Raw genomic sequence first — 18,086 nt, forward strand, 5'->3', positions numbered from 1 at the left:
GCTATCATGCCATAAAACTTCCTGAGCTGCTGAATGAGCAGTACCAGGTCATGGAGTCGGTTGAATCGCTGAGCGAATACGTTTCGGGTATTTTGTCGCGGTTTTCGATTAACGCGGCCTGAATAGCGGCCTTGCTGCCCTCGCTTAGGTTTTCCTCATCGAGAAACAGGGTATGAACACAGCTTTCCTTAAGCCAGTCAACAAGAACCGTTCTACAGTGCTCTTCTGTCAGTTGATTTTCCTTTAGATTGATTTCACGGACGGTTTGTGGAATAGAAGACAAAAATTTTTCCAATGCGATGTTTGATATTGAACCCAATCCATTATCCGCCAGATTTAATGACTGGATATTAGGAGAAATGCTGGTCATGGCATGAAAGAGTCTGAACGGGGGAATGCGATGCAGGAAGTTGCCTGCTAAATTCAGCTCCGTTATGTTTTCGGAGATGCTGACCATCAATTGTGAGAGATCAAAGGTATCATAAAGACCAAATCGATTCCTCGCCAGATCCAGACGCTCAAGTTTATCGAGATTCATTATGGCCATCCCCAGCGCATTATTTTTTAATGAGCCCAGGCCATTTCCTGCCAGAGACAAGGTTTTGACGCAGGAGGGGATATTGATGCAGAGATTACTCAGTCTGAATTGATTCAGTAAATACAGGCTGTTACATGACAGATCCAGTGTCTGGGTATGCTGACTGATAGCAGATACCAGAAAAATGAGTTGCTGGTTTCTCAAATGACCAAGAAAATTTCGACTCAAATCCAGCCCGACGTCATCCAGGGGCGCAGCCGCAACAAATTCAGCCGCGATATCCAGACCCACTTGCGCAATGTTGCTTACCCGGTACGTCATATTGTGTTCCTCGCTTAGCATTACAAAGTAATTTAGGGCGGGTTATTTTTATCAGACGAGTGGTACAACAATGATTAGTTACTTGTTGAGAATACTACATAATGGCTGAAAAATACCAATTACGCAAACAGGCAAGAGCCACGATAATCGGAACCGTGGCCGCCAGGGAGCGGAAAACTTATATACCTCTATTGAATGTGAATGTGTCGTCTCGATTCATCAAGACAATAAGGCTTTTCTGACCTGTGTGTTTTACCAAACCTGCCCGTTTGAAGCGAAAAGGCACAAAATTTGTTCCTGGCGTATTGTTGTGGCGAACAACTTATGCTGTTTTTTCTCCATGCAGAGCAGTTCGGATCAGGGCTTTAATAATTGTTTTAATTCTTCGTACGGCTTTTTTGTTAATTCTAAAATTTCAGCAAAAAAACTGCTCCGACTGTGTACCGGACTGGAGGTTGCACTGGTAGAGGCTTCGGCCGGCAGGATACCTGATTCGGCATCCTTTATCCGAAAAGCCCTTGAAATATTGATCATTATTTCAACTGAATCTAACGGATTACCTTCTGTATCTGACAAAATGCTGGCATCAATTCCGAGAACCTTATGCGCTATCGACTCAATATATGATTTGATGGAATCGCCCGGTGTTAAATACTCGCCACCATCTGAGTCTTTTTGGGAGCATTTATTAAAGTCATCAACACCTGACTGCGTGCCTGCTCGCTCGTCAGCATATTGAAACAACTGTTTATTTTTTCATAATCCATTGTGGGTTTGATGCCCAATAACTCAAATGATGTTGGCATGTAAGCCTCTCCGGTAAGCATTATATGCTCTTAAAAAGAGTGACCATATCACAAAAAGATCACTGCGCGTGATTTCTGTTATTTGTGACTTAGAGTTTATCGCTTATATCAGTGCAACTGAGCCATGCACAAAAGGCGCAGCCCAGTTAAGCAGTATTACCGGGGCGTCTGATGGATGAATTCAGCTTCCTGCCTGTACACATCTGCCTGATTGATTACTACCTGAATCCAGGCTGAGTGGCGTTGCCTGAGCCCGCCCAGCTCACCCTGGCTCATAACCTCCAGGTCCTGCGCTGAAAAGGAACCAGATGCCTGTTTATCCTGATCTGTACCGTATATATGGATAAATATTTTGTCAACAGCGGCCAGCTTTGCGGTTTTTGAAAAACCACCTGCGAAACCAAACCAACGGTAACGCTCAAGAGGATTTGCCATCCGTTTCGCTCTATAGTCGAGCAAATCGTTTACCATGAGATGCGCGTTTGTCGTCAGGTCATCCCATCCGTTGGTATATTTTAATGCTCTGACTCTGTATCTATCCGTGCAATCAAAGTCACGAGACTTGTAAAAATAATCTTTTATGTCTCGGAAAAATATGGTTCCAGGCGCTAAATGCTCCACATAAGAATCCCGGCAGTGAGGCAAGACCCTTGCCGCCGTCTGGCTGTCAAGCGCGCTTACAAGTTTTATACTTTCGCTATACGGGTACTCAGGTGAGTTTATCAGGTCGCGGAGGTACGTATATCGGTTTTTTCCTCTCGGGTAATGATTAATAACGATGGGAATCAGAGCGTCCGAACCGCAGAGTAACAGGCGCGTCAACTGCTCAGGACGCTCCATCGTTATGTTTTCTAACAGACGGCGACCAATCACAACCGGATCCACTTGAACAATCGCTTGAATTTTCTCTACTGCACGGGTTTTATCTGACGTAGGCGTATGGCGATGGAGTGCGGTATTAAGTATCGGTTGCACCAGACGCACTAAATTCGCAGGACTCAGGCTTTTTATAAACTCCTGTGCTGTCTCACAGGTTTGAATATCACGATTGGCCAGAAATATCTGCATGACATCAAGAGGATACGAACCGCCACAGTGCTGCAATTGTTCTTGAAACAGTTGTTGGGCTATACGGTCAGCTTCAAGTCTGTTTTCGCGGATATACCATTGGTATAAAGCCAGGCCATCGCTGTTGGCTGCCGGGCTCAGCAGACATTTTATCAGAGCGAGCATCTCAGTTGCATTTAACTGAAGCAAGCGGTCATCGCAGACCAGTTCGTGAAATTGCGGCCCACAGGGATAACCGCCTTTGGCCATGGCAAAACGCAACAAATCATCGGTGGAGGCATCTTGAAAAGTCGCAGCGATCTCTGGTTTTTCTGTCAGAACAGGGAGGGTTCTCATACGGGTGTAGATAGCTTCCAGTGTGTTAAATTGACGATCTTCAATCAATTGCTGGATAGCCGTTTTATGATTCTCATCTTTTGTAAAAAATAAATCCTTAATCAGGTCTTTGACAATTTCATCGTCAAGGGACAGAAAAATATCCAGAAATCCGGGTAAAGAGCAGCGTAGCAGACTTCTGCGCTCTTCATCAGGCGTGTCACACACATGTGTATCAATAAGAAACTGGGCCAGAGTTTCTTTTCTCCATTCCTTAAGCGTGACGATCCTGCTGAGCCATTGCCTGGTATCGTCTGCATTGTTCAGCATCATTGACCGCAGGATTTTTATGCTTGAAAGGTAGACTGTGGATTGCAGCATTCCTTTATTATCCATCAATGAGCTCCGGATAGCCTGCAGACTGGGTTTTTGAGGAACACTGCTGTCTGCAAAGCTCTGTTGAGCTTCGATTTCCACTACCTCAGGAGAATTAAACTCTTTTTTTTCTGGTTTTTCTGGAGTTTTAGCCATTTCATCCTCTTCTCAAGTGATTTTAAGGCTCAGAGTCTAACTGCTGAACCTTAAAGCAATATTAAAATATTATGTATAAATTTATTTTCGCTCTGTACTGGGCAATTTTTTAATCTTTATATTATTTGTCGTTCCCGCGCAGGCGGGGAACTATGGTCAAATCAGCACGGAGCCAGTTCCTGGATAGATTCCCGCCAGTGCGGGAATGACAGCCCGGAGTTTTGTTCAGTAGAAAGTTATGTTCGGGCTGCCTCAAATGTCTGTTAGTAAAAGGGACATCAACGAGGAGGATCCTTGCATGGATCTGTGGGGTTCATATCGTGATGCCTGGCTGGTAAACATTCGTGGCTGGCGATCTCAAGCAGGGGGGTCAGAACGAAATCGCGCTGCATCAATCCTGGGTGAGGGATAATCAGATTATGCGTGCCTATGCGTTGCTGGCCATACAGCAATATGTCTATGTCCAGGGTTCTGGCACCCCAGCGGACTTTGCGGTAGCGGCCTTGCTCCTGCTCAATAGCCTGACAGTGCGCAAGCAATTGCCGGGGTGTCAAACGGGTCTGTATTGCGACAGCAGCGTTGTAAAAATCTGGTTGTGCTTTTCGTCCCCAGGCTTTGTTGAAATACAGGCTGGATGTTCTAAGCAGGATGGTGCCAGGCATGGCGCTTATATGCTGCATGGCACGTCTTAGCTGTCGTTGTGGATGCTTAAGGTTGCTTCCCAAAGCAAGATAACAGGGAATCATTGAGATTCAGGTGCTTTGGGTTTTCTGCGTCTGCGCGGTTTTTTGGGGCTTTGAGCATTTAATGCCGTTACCATTTTCAGTTGCTCGTCTTCGCTGGCATCCTGATAGGTCGTCCACCACTGCGCCAGCTCCATCGACTCATCACCTGCCAGAGCGCGCAGGGCGAAAAAGTCATAGGCAGCACGGAAACGCGGGTGTTGCAGCAGATTGTTTGCACGACCGCCAAAACGCTTGGAGAAGCGGAATTGCAGCAGCCACACTTCGCGCATAATCTGGGTAAATCGCTTGGGTATACCGATTACCTTATTTTGTTCTGTAATAACCAGCGACATGGCTTTTTCAAGAGCCGGCAGGGGAGCCATGCCTTCTTCTTCCTGCAGAAGAGCGGCGCGGTGTTTCAATGGAAACCAGAGCAACACAGCGAAAATAAAGGCTGGCGTGATGGGCTTACCATCGTGAATCCGGGTGTCGGTGTTTTCAAGCGCAATGCAGAGCAGAGCATTAACCGGATACTCACTGCCTATCAGTGCATTGGTCTGAGAAAAGAGTCTGGCAAACAGGCCGTGCTTCAAAAGCAGCCGATGCACAGTTTCACCTGCACCGCATTGATACAGCTTGGTCATTTCATCAAACAGGCGTGAATTGGATACGTGCAGAATGAGCGAGCTCAGCCTTTCGATGGGCTCAGCTGTTTCAGGAGCAATTTCAAATCCCAGCTTCGCGCTGAAACGAATGGCACGCAGCATGCGGACAGGATCTTCCTGATAGCGTTTTTCCGGATCGCCAATCATTCGAATCTGGCGGTCGTGAATGTCTTTAACACCACCGGTAAAATCGACTATCGAGGCGTCATCGATGTTGTAGTACAGCGAATTAACAGTGAAGTCGCGGCGCCATGCGTCTTCGTCCAGCGTTCCGTAGACGTTGTCTCGAATCAGCATGCCGCGTTCGTTGGCCTTTTGATTGTCTTCCTCGCCCTCGCTGCCCCGAAAGGTTGCCACTTCGATGATATCGCGCTGAAAAATAACGTGAACCAGTTTGAATCGCCGACCGATTATCCGCCCATTGCGAAACAGATTTTTAATCTGGTTCGGTGTTGCATTCGTCGCCACGTCAAAATCTTTCGGGACTTTGCCGAGCAGCAGATCACGCACCGAGCCGCCAACAAGGTAGGCCTGATATCCTGAACTGTTCAGACGATTCAGTACCTTGAGCGCGTTGCCGTTGATATCGGATTTGGATAATTTATGCTGATTACGGGGTATAATATGATTACCTTGCTGAGGGGTATGCTTAGCTCTGGTCCGCCGTAGCAGCTTTTTGATTAATTTAATTATTGTAGTTACTCACATGGAAATTTTTATGGACGCGTGTATTATAACCAGGATACGAGCTAATGTGAAATGTATTGATAAACATATCAAATGCAAATTCCCGGGAGAAGGTAACACATGGAACTACTGGATATTGTTTTAAGCCTGCTGGCCTTGATTGTTCTGGAAATTGTTCTGGGCATCGATAACCTGGTTTTTTTATCAATATTGACCGAAAAATTACCCAAAGAACAACGACGCAGTGCGCGGCGCTGGGGTTTGACCTTTGCCTGGGTGACGCGTCTGATGCTGCTGGCTTCGGCAGTATGGCTGGCCAGACTGACTCATCCATTGATTTCCTGGTCCGATTATTCCTTCTCGATTCGCGATTTGTTTCTGTTTGCCGGTGGCGCGTTTTTAATTGCCAAGGCCACTCAGGAAATTCATGGCGAGGTGGTTGAACGGGAAGGGCTGTATGCGCAGGATGCGTCACGACGGATTACGTTTAGAAACGTAGTGGCTCAGGTGGCGGTGATGGATATCGTGTTTTCGCTCGACAGTGTGCTGACTGCCATTGGTCTGACCACCCGTTTCTGGGTGATGGCCGTAGCCATCAGCATAGCCATTCTGGTGATGATCTACGCCAGCGAGCCTGTGAGTGAGTTTATCGACCGGCATCCTACGATTAAAATGCTGGCTTTGAGTTTTTTGATATTAATTGGGATGGTATTGGTGGCTGACGCCTTTTCCTTTCATATTCCCCGTGGCTACGTTTATTTTGCCATGGGCTTTTCATTGGCTGTCGAGGGATTGAATCACTTAAAACGCTCTCGCCAGCATCGCAGGAAATAAAACGATGTTATGGTTTAAAGCAGTTCATATTATGGCCATGGTGGCCTGGTTTGCCGGCTTGTTTTATCTGCCCCGGCTGTTTGTCTACCATGCTTCATCGCAGGATGCAGTCAGCTGTGAGCGGTTCAGGCTGATGGAGCGCCGTCTGTATTATGGCATCACCTGGCCTGCGGCCCTGCTGACTACGGCACTGGGCATCGCCTTGCTTTGTTACAATCCGGGATATTATCTTCACGCACCATGGATGCATGCGAAGCTGAGTCTGGTTGTGTTGCTTTGGGTTTATCATCTGGCCTGCGGGCACTACCTGCGCCGCTTTGCTTCCGACAGGAATGTGCGTGGACCGCTGTTTTTTAGAGTATTCAATGAAATGCCCACCCTGCTGCTGGCAGGCATTGTGATTCTGGTGGTTGTGAAACCGTTTTGATTTTACATTTCAACCATTTCAAAATCTTCTTTACCGGCGCCGCAATCAGGGCAGAACCAGTTTTCAGGAACATCTTCCCAGGCGGTTCCGGGGGGAATGCCATCATCTGGCCATCCTTCCGCTTCATTATAGATAAAACCGCAGATTACGCAGATATAACGCTTGTATTCGGGCATGTCAGGGGCCTCGGTGGATTTGAAAAGGGGTAATTTATCGTAATGGCGCCCGTATTGTAAAGCATTGATGGGTGTAATTAAGCGAGCCCCGCGCGGTTCGGTAGTCAGTTTGTTAAGGCATCTGCTATGATGATTCTTCAGGATTCTATGGAGCAGCATGGTGATCACCGCTTATTTACTATCCAATAACCTCAATCCGGTCATGATTCATGAGCATAATGCCGGGCTGTTGAACGAAGCCATCTGGATTGACCTGCTTTCGCCTGATAAAAAGGAGAAAGATCTGGTTGAGACGGCCTTGTCTCTGAACATCCCCAGCCAGGAAGAAATGCGTGAAATCGAATTGTCCAGCCGTTTGTATGCGCTCGACGATAGTTTGTTTATGACCGCCACCATGGTCGCGCAATCGGATTCGGAAAATCCCAATTACGATGCGGTGACCTTTGTGTTGACGCCCGCGCAGCTGATCACAATTCGCTACATTGAGCCGCAGTCGTTTAAGCAGTTTATTGCCAATCTTCTGAAAATAAATAACAAGTCCGCTCTGCAGGCTATTCATGTGTTTATTTTACTGCTCGATGCCGCTGTTGATCGTCTGGCCGACGTGCTGGAGTATGCCGGGCATCATCTCGATAAATATTCGCAGACGGTATTTCGTTATGGTGGCAATGTCGATACCAAAAAAAGACCGGATTATGAAGCCTTGATGCTGGAAATCGGAATTAAAAGCAACCTGAACACCAAGGCGCGGGAAAGTCTGGTGGCCTTCAGCCGTCTGGTAACCTTTTTCCGGCAGTCTACCGAGGCAAGACTCGACAAGGAATGGCAGTCGCGCATACTGACTCTGTGCTCGGACTTAAGCTCACTCAGCGACTATGCCTCCTTCATTTCCAATAAAATCAATTTTCTGCTCGACGCGACTCTGGGTATGATCAACATTGAACAAAGTGCGATTATTAAGATTTTCTCGGTTGCTGCGGTGATTTTTCTACCTCCCACCCTGATTGCCAGTGTATATGGGATGAACTTCAAGTTTATGTCTTTTCTATCGTTTCGCTGGGGTTATGAAACAGCCATTGGCATGATGTTCTTATCGGCCTGGGTGCCCTACAGATTTTTTAAGTATAAGCGCTGGTTATAGGGTATAATGCTGACATTAAAAACAGTCAGTTGAGGTTGTTATGAGTCATTCCCAGCAGTTGTTCACTCAGGCCCAGGCGGTTATTCCTGGTGGCGTTAATTCTCCCGTGCGTGCCTTCAAGGGCGTTGGTGGCGTGCCCGTTTTTTTCAAACAGGGGCGTGGTGCTTATCTGGTGGATGTTGATGACCGCGAGTACATCGATTATGTGGGTTCGTGGGGGCCACTGATTCTCGGGCATTGTCACCCACGGGTGATTGCTGCCGTGCAGGATGTTCTGCACAACGGCATGAGCTTTGGCGCGCCTACAGAGCTTGAAATTGCGCTGTCAGAGAAAATTATTTCCCTCATGCCATCGATTGAAAAAGTGAGAATGGTGAATTCCGGAACGGAGGCTACCATGACCGCTATCCGTCTCGCCCGCGGTGTCACCGGTAAAAACAAGCTTATTAAATTCAACGGCTGTTACCATGGTCACAGTGATGGCCTGCTGGTGAAGGCAGGTTCAGGCGTTTTGACGCTGGGCATTCCTTCTACGCCTGGCATTCCGGCCAGTGTTACAGAACATACGCTGACGGCTGATTACAATGATCTGGATCAGACCGCGCAGTTATTTGAAAAATATAAAGGCGATGTTGCCGCGGTTATCGTGGAGCCGGTAGCGGGCAATATGGGCTTTGTGATGCCCCAGCCCGGCTTTTTAAAGGGGCTGCGTGAACTCTGTGATGCGAACCAGGCTCTGTTGATATTTGACGAAGTCATGACAGGATTCCGCGTGGCGCTGGGAGGCGCTCAGGCTCTGTTTGGGGTTCGGCCCGACATCACCACCCTGGGCAAGGTCATCGGCGGTGGCATGCCGGTTGGGGCGCTGGGTGGCTCGGCTGCGATCATGTCCTTCCTGGCACCCGAGGGCCCTGTGTATCAGGCGGGAACCCTGTCGGGTAACCCGCTGGCGATGGCTGCCGGCCTGGCAACCCTGTCGGAACTTGAGCAGCCTGGATTTTATGATGAGCTGGGTGCTCATACACGTAATCTGGTAGCGGGCATGGCGGATGTGGCTGACACCTTTTCTGTCCCGTTCTGTGGCGCATCGCTGGGTGGCATGTTCGGTTTCTGTTTTAATGCGAAGAAGCAGGTCAAGAATGTTTCTGATGTGGCCAGTTCGGATGAAGTGCTGTTCAAGCGTTTTTATCATGGCATGCTGGACAAGGGGATTTATCTGGCGCCTTCGATGTATGAAGCAGGTTTTGTTTCCAGCGCGCACAAATCTGAAGAAATTTCTCTGACTCTTGCCGTAATGGTTGAAGTGATGGAACGCTGCCAGCAATAGGGGTGGTACGTAGCCCGGATTAGGCGAAGCCGTAATCCGGGAATGGCCTATTTCAGACTCTCCACCTTCTGTGCCATCAGCAGTTCCTCATCGCTGCGAACCACCAGTATCAGTTTCCCTCTTTTCGATATAGGGTAGCATCCGTCCTGGCTGCCCTGTGAATTTAATGCATCGTCGAGGTGAAAATCAAACTGTTGCAGCGACTGCATGGTACGTTTGCGAATCAGCGCTGAATTTTCACCGACACCGCCCGTGAAGATCAGCGCATCCAGCGACTCCAGCTGGCTCAGGTACGCACCAATGATTTTTTGAATGGCGTAAACGTACATATCAACAGCCAGAGCTGCCCGCTCATCACCCGCTTCGGCCTTGCTAAGAATTGCCCGCATGTCGTTATCGCCACCCACACCTTTCAGGCCGCTGTTTTTGTTTAACAGCTGATCGATTTCTGACGCATTCATACCCTGTTCCAGCAGATACAGGGGAATAGCCGGATCAATATCTCCACAGCGGGTGCCCATCATCAGACCGGCCAGAGGCGTCATGCCCATCGACGTGTCACAGGATTTTCCATGCCTTATCAGACATGCGCTGGCGCCATTGCCTAAATGCAGCGAAATCATGTTGCAGGCTGACAATGGCCTGTTCAGGTACCGCGCAGCCGTGATGGCCACGTACTCATGGTTAATGCCATGAAAGCCATAATGCTGAATCTGATAATGTCGGGCAGTTTCCAAATCGATAGGGTACTGGCGCACATGAGCCGGCATACTGTGATGAAATCCGCTGTCAAAGATGGCTATGTGCCTGGCATCGGGAAAATACCGCTGGGCATATTCGATTCCCAGGGCATTCACGGGATTATGCAGCGGCGCCAGTCGTGACAGCTGCCTGATGTCAGCCAGAACCTCTTCCGTGATGAGCGTTGGTTGCCAGAGCCTGTCACCGCCATGCACAACCCGATGGCCAACGGCCTCGATACGTCGCCCGTGCAGCTCCTGTTTTAACTGATTGGCCAGGGCCTCAAAAGCCTGTTGATGATCGGCAAAGCAACGCTCCTGGCTGTCATGTTGATGGCGCCAGCGTCCCTTTTTTTCACCAATTCCTTCAATCAGCCCTGAAAGCAGCGCCTTCTGATCATCGAAGAGTTTGTACTTGATGGATGAGCTGCCTGCATTGAGAGTCAGAATCAGCATGATAAATCTCCTGCCTGAATAGCAGTTACCAGGATGGTGTTGATGATATCCTGCGCCGTACAGCCGCGGCTCAGGTCATTGACGGGCTTGTTCAGACCCAGCAATACCGGACCAATTGCAAGGGCGCCTGTTTCGCGCTGCACGGCCTTGTAGGTGTTATTACCAGTATTTAAATCCGGGAATATCAAGACGTTGGCATTACCGGCCAGCCTGGAGTCAGGCAGTTTCTTTTTGGCTACGTCTGGATCGACCGCGGCATCGTACTGGATGGGCCCCTCGGCCAGCAGATCAGGTTGACTGCTGCTGAGCAATGTCATGGCACGGGAAACCTTGTCCACGCTGTCTCCCTTGCCTGAACCGCCAGACGAATAAGAGAGCAGAGCCACACGCGGTGCCAGACCCAACCGCTTCGCAATGTCGGCCGCCTGAGTAGCAATTTCAGCCAGGGTTTCGCTGTCGGGTTCGGTGTTGATTGCGCAATCCCCATAAATCAATACGCGTGTTGGCATACACATAATGAAAATAGAGGAAACACGTGATACTCCGGGTTTTGTTTTGATGATTTCCAGTGCCGGTCTGACCGTGTCGGCAGTTGTGTGGGCAGCACCCGACACCATGCCGTCGGCATCATTACAATAGACCATCATGGCGGCGTAGTAGTTGGCATCGGTCATGCGTTCGAGTGCAATAGGGTAATTCACGTTTTTATGTTGCCGCAGCTGGGCGTAGAGTGTCGCGTATCTTTCCTTTTCTGTCGATTTGTAAATATTGATGATACGCACGCCGGGGAGCTCCAGTTGCTGTCGCTTCGCCAACTGATGAATTTTGTCGGGATTACCCAGCAGGGTAATGGTGACAATGTTTCGCTTCAGCAGATAATCCGCCGCCGCCAGGATGCGCGGATCATCACCTTCTGGCAATACGATATGGCGGTTTGCTTTTTGTGCCTTACTGTTAAGCTCGTACAGAAAAATAGCCGGACTTGACTGCGAGCTTTGTTGCTTTTGCTGCATCAGCTGCAGCAACGGTGCAGTAAGATAGGGTTCCATAATGGTCAGGGCCATTTTGACTTTAGGCAGGTCGGCGGTGCTCAGGCTGTATTTGGCCGAGAAGAGCGTGGTGGCTGTTTCATAGGTTTTTCTTGACGTATGCAGTACCGGGAAAGGGTGATCGAGACCGGTGATGATTTCCATGATAACAGGACCAGGGCCTTCGTCGCCGGTTAGCACCATACCGGCTATTTTGGGATAGGTAGATGATTGATCCGCCAGGAGCGAACCGAGAAGGATGTCGAGGCGGTCATCGGGTGTGATGATAAGCATACCCTTTCTGTCACGTCGTGATTCGAGAAAATTACCGACGGTTTTTGCGGCGATGGTGATTTGATTAACTGTGCGTTGTGCCTCGTTTTCTCCGCAGAGGATACGCGCATTTAATTTGATGGCGATGTCTTTCATGGATGGGTTAGCGAGATCATCAAACTCAGGAAGAATCAGGCAGGCTGTGCTTTTGAGCTGCCTGTTGAAAAGGGCCTGTGCTTCGCTTACATCATGAATTTTGACGCGATTGATAATAACGCCAATAACTCTGGCATGGTTTTTTTTGCCCACATCAAGGGCGGTGTTAACTACCGACAGGGTATGTTGCAGGGTTCGGTCTTTCGCAGAAACCACCAGCAACACATCACAGCTGAGCTGACTGGCCAGAGTCAGGTTGAAATCGTATTCAAATACGTCGTTGTCGCTTTCAAAGTCGGTGCCTTCAAAATACACCAGGTCGCAGTCGGCTTTGGGTTTGGTCCGTGAGAGCACTTTGGCAAACAGATCATCGGGCTGATCGCGCATCATGGCAATGGCCTGATTAACCGGCATCACCGGCTTGATTTTGTTTTGCGTGATGTCTTCGAGCAGGGTAATCTGGTCGTTATCGGATTCTGAAAACAGCTTATGGCAGGTCATGTTCGCAAACTGTTCTTTCAGAAACGATGCAACACCAAGAGAAACAAAGGATTTACCGGGTTTTTTTTCGATTCCAGTGAGATAGATGCGTTTCGACACGTTGAAAATCCTGAGCGGTGGACATTATGCTTATCATAGAACAAATTACGGCGATTGTAATGCCTGTATAGCGCACCTTATGCCAATGCTCTGGACAGGTATTAAAGTACGTGGCATAGTCAAAGAGGTTTTGTTGGATGATTCATGAATCTGAGCAGGAGGGACGCCTGATATGTCAATGAATAACAGCCGTGGATCAGCCTGGAGTAAATTGCCTGACGGCGTGTTTGCCCTGTTTTGTATACAGATTTTTTCGACCCTGAGCTTCAGTGTGCTGTATTCGACTCTGGTTTTGTATATGAACGATGCGCTGAGCATCAGCACAACACTGGCTAACAGCATTATGGGGGTGTTCGTCGCTTTTAATTACGCCCTGCATCTGCTGGGTGGTTATCTCGGCGGTCGCTTTTTTTCCTATCGTTCTCTCTTCTGTATCGGCATGGCGGCCCAGGTGGTTGGCTGTGTGCTGCTGGCTACGGTCAGCTCCGCGTTCCTGTATTATGGCCTGGCGGCTTTTTTGACCGGTTCTGGTTTGAACGTGACCTGCGTCAACTGCATGCTGACTCAGCGCTTCAAAGCAGAAGACACGCGTCGCGAAAATGCATTTCTCTATAACTATGCCGGAATGAACATCGGTTTTTTTATCGGTTTCAGCCTCAGTGGTTACTTCCAGCTCCTGCACAATTATCAACGTCTGTTTTTGTTCAGCAGCGTGGGGAATCTGCTGGCCCTGTTTATCTGCCTTTATAACTGGAAGGCGCTGGCCGATGTGCAGACAACCCGTTCATACATTTCCTCTGCTCAGAAAAAGAAGTTTTTCTGGTATGGACTGGCTATCGTTGCCTGCCTGCCCGTTGCACTCAGTCATCTGCTGCACGCTGCCGACTTTGCCAACCGCCTGGTGATTTTGACCGGTATCAGTATGTTATTCGTGGTTTATGTCCTGGCCAGACAACAGGATACTCAGCAGGCAGGAAATAAATTATATGCCTTCGGTGTGCTGATGCTGGCGGGAACGGCGTTTTGGACGCTGTTTCAGATAGGACCCATGGGCCTGACCTATTTTATCGCTCACAATGTACAGCGCAGCTGGCTGACCATGACCATCCCGCCGCAGTGGTTTCAAAACATCAACACCCTTTGTATCGTGCTGGGTGGACCGGCGATGAGCTTTGTACTGACCCGCCTGCGGTCGAGAGGCATTGCCATTAACATCCCAGTACAGTTTGCCTTTGCTCTTGTACTGATTGGTCTGGCCTTTGCGCTCATGCCGCTGGGGATTGCCCGGGCCGATGCTCAGGGTCTGGTTTCGCCCATGTGGGTGGTCTTGAGTTTTGTATTGCAAAGTACGGGTGAGCTGCTGATTTCGCCCATTGGTTACGCGATGATTGGAGCGTTGGCACCCCGATCTCTGCAAGGCGTGTTGATGGGGATGTGGATGCTGTCGTCTGGAGTAGGCGCGACCCTGTCAAGCTATAGTTCAAACTGGATGACGCTGGGACAGTCTTCGGTGGATCCTTTGTTGACCAACCCGGGTTACGCCAGCGTATTCCTGAAGCTGGGTTTGATGTCCATTGCGGTGGGCCTGATGCTGTATTGCCTGGCGCCGCTGGTTAAGCGCTGGATGAGCGAAAAAAAAACGTTGTCTGAAAACGACACGGTTGCGGTGGTGCTGGAACATTGAACCGTCGTATCGTATCGGTTGAAACCTGGCATCAGGGCATTCCTGATGCCGATGAGCAGACCCGTCTTGATGCTGAGCAGCTTTTTTTTCGAGACAGTGGCCTACTGGACTGCTGGCGCGATTCTTCGTCTGATTTTGTTCTTGCGGAAACGGATTTTTCGATTGGTTTGAATACACTTCTCGCCTGTTATCATTGGCTGAAAACCCATAAGCCCGGCAGTCGCCTGCATTATTTTAGCTGCGTTTCCAAGGCCTGGCAGCATGACGATCTGGCCCGGTTATTTGCCCGCTGGCCAACACTGGCGGCCGTGGCTGATGATTTTCTTGCTGTATATCCCGTGTTAACGCCTGGTTTTCATCGCCTGTTACTGGCAGAAGGGCGCATCTGCATAAACCTGATGATGGGTAATCCGCTGGATTCACTGGCTGAACTATTATGCTGTGCCGATGCCGAACTGGAGCCTATGCTGCGGGCGCGCGGTGTGGATGCCTGGTTTGCAACAGCAGAAAATACCCCGGAACTGGTGCAGCGTATGCGTCTGTTATCCGGGCCTGAGACGCGTTTCACAGGCTTGAATTCTCTTGATAGCACCCCGGTAAAAACCACGTTAAAACGGTTCACGCCCTGGGCATTTCCCAAAGCGCGGCCCGTCAGCAGAAAACGAGCCCTGGTGCTTGGTGCCGGTCTTGCCGGCTGTTTCAGCGCGCACGCTCTTGCTGAACGTGGCTGGGAGGTTGTCTTGATCGATAGCGCATCCAGGCTGGCTGCGGGCGCATCGGGTAATCCACAGACGGTTTTGTATCCCATGCTCTCTGCCTGGCATTCGCCTCTGGCTGATTTCATGTTGACTGCGTATCTGTATGCTCATCAATGGTACCGCCGCGTCCTGTGCAACCAGTCTCTGGGCGAGTTGCGTGGCATATTGCAGCTGGCGCAGAGTCCAAAGGAAAAAAAAGCCCAGCTCGCTCTGCGTGAGCTGCTGACGACCTGTCCTGCGCTGGGTGAGCAGCTTAATGCTGAGCAGGCATCTGTCCTGGCCGGATTGCCTGTTCCCTGTGATGCCCTGTATTTGCCGTTGTCAGGCTGGATGGACACGCCGGCCTTGTGCGCCTGGCTTGTGGCGAAGAAAGGAATTCGCGTTGAGCTTAATCAGACCGCTGAGACTCTCGTTTATGAGCAAGGGCAGTGGCATGCCGGGTCGCATCAGGCTGAGGTATTGGTGCTGGCCAATGGCTATGAGGCCAGGCGATTCGAGCTGACAGCCCATTTACCCTTGATTCCAGTTGCCGGTCAGCTGACGCAGATAGCCTGCAGTGATCGCAGCACTGCCCTGGCTGTCCCTCTGTGTGCTAAAGGGCATGTGTTACCCCAGCGACATGCGCGACATTATCTTGGTGCGACCTATCATCGGAATACGATTGCCCGTGAGGCGGCAGCTGATGATGATCGCGTGAATATGGACAATCTGAAACACATGCTTTCCGATTCGCTGTGGTCGGATAAGCCAGAAGGAAACTGGTATGGGACGCGCGGCGCCACACCGGATTATCTGCCATTTGTGGGGCCAGCGCCGATAGTGGATTACTTTCAGCAACGCTTCGCACCATTGGCAACAGACAGGAAACGCTGGATTGCAGCCGCTGGAGAATATTATCCGGGCCTATACGTCTGTGCGGGTTTTGGTTCGCGTGGGCTGACCAGTATCCCCCTGTGTGCGGATTGGCTGGCTGCGCAGATTAATCAGGAGATGAATTTTTTACCCAGATCACTGGTACAGGCTATATCGCCAGCGCGCTTTGTCGTTAAAGGGATTATTGAGAAAGGTAAGGCTTAGAATAAATCCTGCGGCAGGGCCGCAGGATTAGAGGGAGAATTACGAACAGCTTTGAGTCCTGAGACCAACGGTTAACATGGAAGGCTTAAGGCTTTCTGCATCATAACCCAGATCCTTCGCTGCGCTTAACACGCCACAGGCACCTTGCTGGAAGCGGGTGTAGGGTGTCCAGTAGTCCATGTTGGCCTTGACCATGACATCAAATGCCTTGCGCACATTCCAGCCTTCCAGATTCGAGATCAGATAAAACAGGCGGTTGTATACGCCGCTGGAATAGTGAACGTCCAGACCAATGTAGTAGTCATCCGCAGAATCAATGGAACCACCGTCACGGCTGGGTACATCCATATACCGCAGTGTTTCATAGCCACTGTCTTCTTTCATGATTTCAGCGCCAATCATCCAGCTGCTGGTACCGGTTGAATAATACTCGGCTGCCATGGCGGCCATGTCAGAGAAGGATTCGTTCATACCACCGGATTGACCGTAGTACATCAGGTCGGAGTTCTGCTCTGTGAAACCGTGACTGATTTCATGTGCGCCAACACCCAGAGATACCAGTGGGTACATCATGTAGTCGCCGTCACCAAAGGTCATTTGCTGGCCATCCCAGTAGGCATTGCCATAGTCTTCGCCGTAGTGAACGCGCATAACCAGCTGCATTGGGAAGCCTTGCTCAGTGGTCAGAGCATCCACATCATACCAGTCCGAGTACATGTGTTTGATAACGTACCCAGCATACAGAGCATCGTTGGCAGGTGAGTACGCGCCATTATTTTCGTCATAACCATCGCCGTTATAGCCGGTCCATACCGTACGTCTTGACAGGCCGGGGATCAGTTCGCAGTCAAATGACATGGCCATGTTGTCAGAATCTTCCTCGTGTTTCATGTCCACAACTTTTACATCAGCCGTTTCCATGAAGCATTTGCTCAGTTCTGAGTTGCGTGTCAGATACAGCGGTGTCATGTTGCTGCCATAGGTGATTTTACCCATTTTGGTATTGCCACCAAAGCCCATCCCTCTGACCCTGACAACAGGCGATGCTGTTTTGATATTGTTCCATTGCACAAATGTGTCAAATGTTCTGGCATCAACAATAGCGGTTGGTCTTTCAGGAATTTTACCATTCTGATCGACTTTTACGCTGACCTGATAAGCCCAGTGTGCCTTATTTTTGTCATCAACATAAACCATGGGAACAACGCTTTCCTGGCTCAGTTTTTTGCCATTAAATTTTGCTTTTAATTGTTGCAGCGCTTTTTGACCATTTTTGACAAAATCCGCGTCAGGTGAACCCAGTTCATTTTCCAGGCCGTTGTAGACTGCACCGCTCAATTGAGCCTGACCGTTCTGTCCTGCCAGCAGAGATTTTGCATTCGTGTCGCCATGGCTGATGGCATAGCCACCGAATACGTTAAAACCCCGGTACTGTTGCTGCATGCGAACGTGGGTTATTTTTTTGCTGTCTGTGTGTTGTTTTAATACTTTCAGTGTATTGGGCTGTGTTGCGGTGCTTGCCTGCTTCATGCCGGGCAGGGCAATCTGAAAGCTGTGTTTCAGGCTCTCCAGAGAGGTTTTTTGTAAGGGAACAGGCTCTGCTGCCTTGGCTGATGAAGCCATGGTAAGTGCCAGGCACGCGGCCAGTGGCGACAGATAAAAATTGGGATGCATAGGTCAAGACTCCTTGTGGTTTTTTTTAAAAATCAGCATCCAAACTATCATAGTTTTTGATAATTGCAAACCACGCTGG

At 49.6% G+C, this 18,086-nt stretch carries 15 protein-coding genes; 6 read left to right on the plus strand and 9 right to left on the minus strand.

Annotation, left to right across the window (positions count from 1 at the left end):
* Positions 1–4: 4 nt before the first annotated feature.
* The 5 genes from ACQUTA_RS03535 to pcnB form a co-directional block, all read right to left on the minus strand.
* Entirely contained in the window at positions 5–859 is an 855-nt protein-coding gene (locus tag ACQUTA_RS03535; RefSeq protein WP_444986820.1) for a leucine-rich repeat domain-containing protein, read from the minus strand.
* A 357-nt stretch (positions 860–1,216) separates the two neighbouring features.
* A complete protein-coding gene (locus tag ACQUTA_RS03540) occupies positions 1,217–1,603 on the minus strand; it encodes a hypothetical protein (protein ID WP_444986821.1) in 387 nt (128 codons plus the stop codon).
* Between the two features lie 218 nt (positions 1,604–1,821).
* Positions 1,822–3,579, minus strand: a complete 1,758-nt coding sequence (locus ACQUTA_RS03545) for a hypothetical protein (protein WP_444986822.1) — start codon at positions 3,577–3,579, stop codon at positions 1,822–1,824.
* Between the two features lie 278 nt (positions 3,580–3,857).
* Positions 3,858–4,325, minus strand: coding sequence for a 2-amino-4-hydroxy-6-hydroxymethyldihydropteridine diphosphokinase (folK, locus tag ACQUTA_RS03550; protein WP_444986823.1), 468 nt, complete (start codon positions 4,323–4,325; stop codon positions 3,858–3,860).
* Entirely contained in the window at positions 4,322–5,641 is a 1,320-nt protein-coding gene (pcnB, locus tag ACQUTA_RS03555) for a polynucleotide adenylyltransferase PcnB (RefSeq protein ID WP_444986857.1), read from the minus strand. The genes folK and pcnB overlap by 4 nt, the downstream gene beginning before the upstream one ends.
* A 135-nt stretch (positions 5,642–5,776) precedes the next feature.
* Between pcnB and ACQUTA_RS03560 the strand changes: the two genes are divergently transcribed.
* Both ACQUTA_RS03560 and hemJ read left to right on the plus strand, forming a co-directional pair.
* On the plus strand, positions 5,777–6,490 hold the full coding sequence (locus ACQUTA_RS03560) for a TerC family protein (protein ID WP_444986824.1): 714 nt from the start codon (positions 5,777–5,779) through the stop codon (positions 6,488–6,490).
* Between the two features lie 4 nt (positions 6,491–6,494).
* Complete coding sequence (gene hemJ, locus ACQUTA_RS03565) at positions 6,495–6,917, plus strand: protoporphyrinogen oxidase HemJ (protein WP_444986825.1); 423 nt, start codon at positions 6,495–6,497, stop codon at positions 6,915–6,917.
* Between the two features lie 2 nt (positions 6,918–6,919).
* Here the strand turns inward: hemJ and ACQUTA_RS03570 are convergent, their stop codons facing one another.
* Entirely contained in the window at positions 6,920–7,093 is a 174-nt protein-coding gene (locus ACQUTA_RS03570; protein ID WP_444986826.1) for a rubredoxin, read from the minus strand.
* 157 nt (positions 7,094–7,250) lie between these two features.
* Between ACQUTA_RS03570 and ACQUTA_RS03575 the strand changes: the two genes are divergently transcribed.
* Both ACQUTA_RS03575 and hemL read left to right on the plus strand, forming a co-directional pair.
* Positions 7,251–8,234, plus strand: a complete 984-nt coding sequence (locus tag ACQUTA_RS03575; protein ID WP_444986827.1) for a magnesium transporter CorA family protein — start codon at positions 7,251–7,253, stop codon at positions 8,232–8,234.
* A 40-nt stretch (positions 8,235–8,274) separates the two neighbouring features.
* Positions 8,275–9,561: a glutamate-1-semialdehyde 2,1-aminomutase gene (gene hemL / locus ACQUTA_RS03580; RefSeq protein ID WP_444986828.1), complete on the plus strand. Its 1,287-nt coding sequence runs from the start codon at positions 8,275–8,277 to the stop codon at positions 9,559–9,561.
* Between the two features lie 47 nt (positions 9,562–9,608).
* Here the strand turns inward: hemL and ACQUTA_RS03585 are convergent, their stop codons facing one another.
* Together ACQUTA_RS03585 and pta are read right to left on the minus strand one after the other, a co-directional pair.
* Entirely contained in the window at positions 9,609–10,757 is a 1,149-nt protein-coding gene (locus tag ACQUTA_RS03585) for an acetate/propionate family kinase (protein WP_444986829.1), read from the minus strand.
* Positions 10,751–12,814: a phosphate acetyltransferase gene (gene pta / locus ACQUTA_RS03590; protein WP_444986830.1), complete on the minus strand. Its 2,064-nt coding sequence runs from the start codon at positions 12,812–12,814 to the stop codon at positions 10,751–10,753. Before pta ends, ACQUTA_RS03585 begins: the two co-directional genes overlap by 7 nt.
* Positions 12,815–12,986: 172 nt before the next feature.
* Here pta and ACQUTA_RS03595 point away from each other — a divergent pair, with 172 nt between their 5' ends.
* Together ACQUTA_RS03595 and mnmC1 are read left to right on the plus strand one after the other, a co-directional pair.
* Positions 12,987–14,498 carry a peptide MFS transporter gene (locus ACQUTA_RS03595; protein WP_444986831.1) on the plus strand — a complete coding sequence of 504 codons (1,512 nt, stop codon included), beginning with the start codon at positions 12,987–12,989 and terminating at the stop codon, positions 14,496–14,498.
* Entirely contained in the window at positions 14,495–16,333 is a 1,839-nt protein-coding gene (mnmC1, locus tag ACQUTA_RS03600; protein WP_444986832.1) for an FAD-dependent 5-carboxymethylaminomethyl-2-thiouridine(34) oxidoreductase MnmC1, read from the plus strand. The genes ACQUTA_RS03595 and mnmC1 overlap by 4 nt, the downstream gene beginning before the upstream one ends.
* A gap of 39 nt (positions 16,334–16,372) precedes the next feature.
* On the opposite strand, the gene proA is transcribed toward mnmC1, so the two are convergent.
* The gene (proA, locus tag ACQUTA_RS03605) at positions 16,373–18,007 is read right to left on the minus strand and encodes a zinc metalloprotease ProA (protein ID WP_444986833.1); all 1,635 of its coding nucleotides are present in this window, start codon (positions 18,005–18,007) and stop codon (positions 16,373–16,375) included.
* Positions 18,008–18,086: the final 79 nt, after the last annotated feature.

The sequence above is a fragment of the Legionella navarrensis genome (assembly GCF_052527415.1).

Bases quoted from the DNA above. Each gene is read 5' to 3' on its own strand.
- ACQUTA_RS03535 (WP_444986820.1), bottom strand. From the start codon at position 859: ATGACGTACCGGGTAAGCAACATTGCGCAAGTGGGTCTGGATATCGCG.
- ACQUTA_RS03545 (WP_444986822.1), bottom strand. From the start codon at position 3,579: ATGGCTAAAACTCCAGAAAAACCAGAAAAAAAAGAGTTTAATTCTCCT.
- folK (WP_444986823.1), bottom strand. From the start codon at position 4,325: ATGATTCCCTGTTATCTTGCTTTGGGAAGCAACCTTAAGCATCCACAA.
- ACQUTA_RS03560 (WP_444986824.1), top strand. From the start codon at position 5,777: ATGGAACTACTGGATATTGTTTTAAGCCTGCTGGCCTTGATTGTTCTG.
- hemJ (WP_444986825.1), top strand. From the start codon at position 6,495: ATGTTATGGTTTAAAGCAGTTCATATTATGGCCATGGTGGCCTGGTTT.
- ACQUTA_RS03570 (WP_444986826.1), bottom strand. From the start codon at position 7,093: ATGCCCGAATACAAGCGTTATATCTGCGTAATCTGCGGTTTTATCTAT.
- ACQUTA_RS03575 (WP_444986827.1), top strand. From the start codon at position 7,251: ATGGTGATCACCGCTTATTTACTATCCAATAACCTCAATCCGGTCATG.
- hemL (WP_444986828.1), top strand. From the start codon at position 8,275: ATGAGTCATTCCCAGCAGTTGTTCACTCAGGCCCAGGCGGTTATTCCT.
- ACQUTA_RS03585 (WP_444986829.1), bottom strand. From the start codon at position 10,757: ATGCTGATTCTGACTCTCAATGCAGGCAGCTCATCCATCAAGTACAAA.
- ACQUTA_RS03595 (WP_444986831.1), top strand. From the start codon at position 12,987: ATGTCAATGAATAACAGCCGTGGATCAGCCTGGAGTAAATTGCCTGAC.
- proA (WP_444986833.1), bottom strand. From the start codon at position 18,007: ATGCATCCCAATTTTTATCTGTCGCCACTGGCCGCGTGCCTGGCACTT.